Here is a 3,696-nt window from a genome sequence, read left to right as displayed (position 1 = left end):
TGTGAGCAATTCGGAGACAAAGGTGGAGATGCATGAGGTGGAGATGCAGGCTGCGGAGGAATCCGCACGGCTGCAGGAACTCATGGACTGCCTGTCCACCAGCCCGGAGATGCTGGAATACAAAGCGCCCCTGAACATGGGCTTCAAGGTGCTGGGGACGAAGCTGGAGGAGGGAAATCTGTCCATCGATGTGGACGCCGCCTACAACGACCTGCCCGCGATGACGGAGGTGCTGGTGCGGGCGGCGGTGGTGCGCACCCTGACCCAGCTTCCGGACGTGAACCTGGTGATGATAACCGTGGAGGGGAACCAGCTCTCCGACAGGAAGGGGAATGTGATCGGCTGGATGAACGCGGATCAGTTCATCGACAATGACGGCAATGAGATCAATACCTACGAGCTGGCGAAGGTGAAACTCTATTTCGCCGGGGAGAGCGGCACGGAGCTGATCGCCGCTTACCGGGAGAAGCATTATTCCACCAATACGCCCATGGAGCGCTTCGTGGTGGAGGAGCTGATCGCGGGGCCCAGCGGCCAGATAGAGGGGCTGTACCCTTCCATCAACCCCGGCACCAAGATTGTCAATGTCATGACCAAGGACGGAGTCTGCTATGTGAATCTGGACGAGAACTTCCTGAATGTGGTGAATAACGTATCAACGGATGTATCTATCTATTCTATCGTCAATTCCCTGGTGGAGCTGAGCAATATCAACAAGGTGCAGATTCTGATCAACGGGGAGGTGCCCGCCTCTTTTTCTTCCTCTGCCTACGAGCGGAACCTGGATATCGTCACGACTCCGGAGAATTGATTCTCATTTTCACGAAAGACGGTTTTTCTCACACAATCTTCATATGAAATTCATATCAAAGCGGTAAAATATATAAACGGCATCGAATTCTTGCCAGTCACATTGCGCAGCAAGCCATGCCGTTTATCCGGTTTTGGGGCAAGATTTAATCGCTGCATAAATAGAAAACAGAATAGACGGTTCCCGGGCGGAATCCGGGGGGAGGTAGACGCAGATGAAGGAGACGGCGTACAGAGTCTTGTTTCTGGAGGACGAGCCCACGATTCGGGAGGTCCTGACGGAATATATGTCCATGTCCGGATACCAGGTGACCGGGGTGGAGCGGGGAGACGCGGCCATAGACCTTCTGCGGGAGCAGGAGTTCGACATAGCGGTGCTGGACATCTGCGTGCCCGGGGCGGACGGCTTCGAGGTGCTGCGGTATATCCAGGAGAACCGGAAGAAGACGGCGGCCATCATGCTGACCGCGCTGGAGGACGAGCAGACCCAGGTGAAGGCCTTCAACCTGTATGCGGACGATTACGTCATCAAGCCGGTGTCCCCCATCATCCTGCTCAAGAGGATGGAGACTATCCTGCGGCGCACCGCGGGGAGCGGGGCAGAGAGGGGCCGGGGCCTGGTGCTGCGGGAGGAGGCGTACTGCGCCTATTACCGGGGAGAGAAGCTGCCCCTGACGCTCAGCGAATATCTGCTGCTGCATACGCTGATGAGCCAGCCGAACAGGGTCTTTACCAGGGAGCAGCTGATTCTCAGCATCTTCAATGAGGATTACATCGGAAACGACAGGATCATCGATGCCCATGTGAAGAATCTGCGCAAAAAGCTTCCTGTCCCCTGCATCAGGACCGTGATCGGCGTGGGCTATCAATTCGACAAGGCCGCGGAGCAGAATGCCGCGGAGGGCCATTGAAGGGGAGGCGTTGCCATGGGTCTGGGACGGAAGAATCTGCTGTACAGCATGGCGCTGGCGGTGGGGCTGTTGTTGTTTCTGGTGGGATATTTCATATGTATGCTGCCATCCCTGTATGTGGACTATGTGTGCGAGCAGAACCTCCGCTCCGTCCTGGCGCAGCACAGGGCTTACATGGAGTGCGGCACCTACGAGGCGGTGCGGGTGCGGAACCCGACGGCCTGCTTTTCCGTGGAGATTCCCGTCAGCGGGGACTATGTGCTGCTGACGGGCAAGGCCTTTTCGGCGGAGGTCAGGCTCCGGGATCAAAGGCTGCGGGAAGTCCTGGACAGATGCCGGGAGGGACTTTTCAAGGCCTGGGATGCCGGGGCGGAGGACTCGGAGGAGCTGTGGGAGGAGCTGGGGAAGAATCTGGAGGAGCTGGGGGAGATTCTGGCGGAGACCGGGCAGGGGGGAAACCTGCCTGTGGGTGTCCGGCTGCGCTATCAGAGGGACATCGAGGATGAATTTTCCAATGAATCCGTAAGGGTCCATACCTATTCCGATGGCTGTGTGGTCATAGAGGCCGGGGTGCAGGTCCTGGGGGACCGGTATACCAACTATGTGGCCATGGAAAAGACGGAAAAACGGATTGTTTTTTCTATTTTACCGGCGGTGACGCCCGGGGCGGACGAAATCCGCCCTGTGGTGCTGCAGAGCCTTCCCATGCTGGGGGCCGTGATCGTCCTGCTGACGGTGCTGTTCTCCGGCATGTATTCCAGGGGCATCGTGCGCCCTATCCTGGAGTTGGTGCGGCACGCGGAGGAGATGAAGCACAGGAAGGATTTCTCTGTGGAGCGGCTGGCGTGGAAGGGGACGGAGACGGGGGACGAGGTGCGGGAGCTGGGGGAGACCCTGGACGATTTCTACCAGCAGATCAGGGAGAGCTATATGGAGCTGGAGGAGAAGAACAGGGAGCTGGCGGAGGAGAACGAGCGTCAGGAAATCTTCCTGCGCTCCTCCTCCCATCAGCTCAAGACCCCCATCGCCGCAGCGCTGCTTCTGGTGGACGGTATGCTGAACGAGGTGGGCAGATATAAGGACACGAAAGCCTATCTGCCCAGGGTGAAGGAGCAGCTCCTGTCCATGCGCAAGATGGTGGAGGACATCCTGTACCTGAACCACTGCGCCCGGGACATGAGCATCCGGAGGACGAATGTGGGGCAGGTGCTGGCGGAGCGGCTGCAGTCCTATCAGGTGGCGGTGGCGGACAGGGGGATTCATGTGGAGGCTCCGGCGGACTTGGAGCTTCTGGCGGATACGGACGAGGCCATGGCGGCCCGGATACTGGACAATCTGCTGTCCAACGCGGTGCGGTATACGCCTGAGGGGGGACTCATCCGGATTGAACTGTGGGAGGAGGGGCAGGAGAGGGGAATCCTGATCGAGAATTTCGGCGTGACCATTCCCGACGGGCTCATGCCCCACGTCTTCGAACCCTTTGTCACCGGCAGCCACCAGGCGGACAGCGCAGGGCTGCACAGCCATGGGCTGGGGCTGTATATCGCGTCCTATTACGCGAAGAAGCTGGAGGCCCGCCTTGAGGTGCGGAACGGGGAGGACAGCGTGGTGACCCTGCTGATTTTTCCTGCCGGGAGGGAATTGCAGTGAAGTCAAGAAGTTTCATACGCTCTTCATTCCAAATTCATCCGGATCTGCTATGATGACCTTATGCAGGACGGCTTGAATCCTACAGAAGAAGGGAGATGTATCGTATGCTGTTATCCATTGAAAATCTGACAGTGCGCTACGGGGCGGACACGGCCCTATCCATCGACTCCCCCATACAGATCGAGGAGGGCGACCGGGTGGGCGTGATCGGTTCCAACGGCGCAGGGAAGACGACGCTGCTGAAGGCCATTTTGGGGCTGGTGCCCTATCAGGGGGTGATTCGGACAGGGCTGAGGCCGGAGGAGATGGCGGTGCACATGCAGTT

At 58.5% G+C, this 3,696-nt stretch carries 4 protein-coding genes; all 4 read left to right on the top strand.

The window, feature by feature from the left end; translation table 11 throughout:
* On the top strand, positions 1-811 hold an 811-nt coding region (locus Q2B33_RS07970), incomplete at its 5' end, for a GerMN domain-containing protein (protein ID WP_300913945.1).
* A gap of 214 nt (positions 812-1,025) precedes the next feature.
* Complete coding sequence (locus Q2B33_RS07965) at positions 1,026-1,721, top strand: response regulator transcription factor (RefSeq protein WP_300782186.1); 696 nt, start codon at positions 1,026-1,028, stop codon at positions 1,719-1,721.
* Between the two features lie 15 nt (positions 1,722-1,736).
* Positions 1,737-3,371 carry a HAMP domain-containing sensor histidine kinase gene (locus Q2B33_RS07960; RefSeq protein ID WP_300782184.1) on the top strand — a complete coding sequence of 545 codons (1,635 nt, stop codon included), beginning with the start codon at positions 1,737-1,739 and terminating at the stop codon, positions 3,369-3,371.
* A 104-nt stretch (positions 3,372-3,475) separates the two neighbouring features.
* The coding region (locus tag Q2B33_RS07955) for an ATP-binding cassette domain-containing protein (RefSeq protein ID WP_300913944.1) at positions 3,476-3,696 on the top strand (221 nt) is incomplete at its 3' end.

The organism is uncultured Acetatifactor sp., assembly GCF_948601915.1.
GTDB lineage: Bacteria > Bacillota > Clostridia > Lachnospirales > Lachnospiraceae > Acetatifactor.
This window is presented reverse-complemented; position numbering and strand designations above follow the sequence as displayed.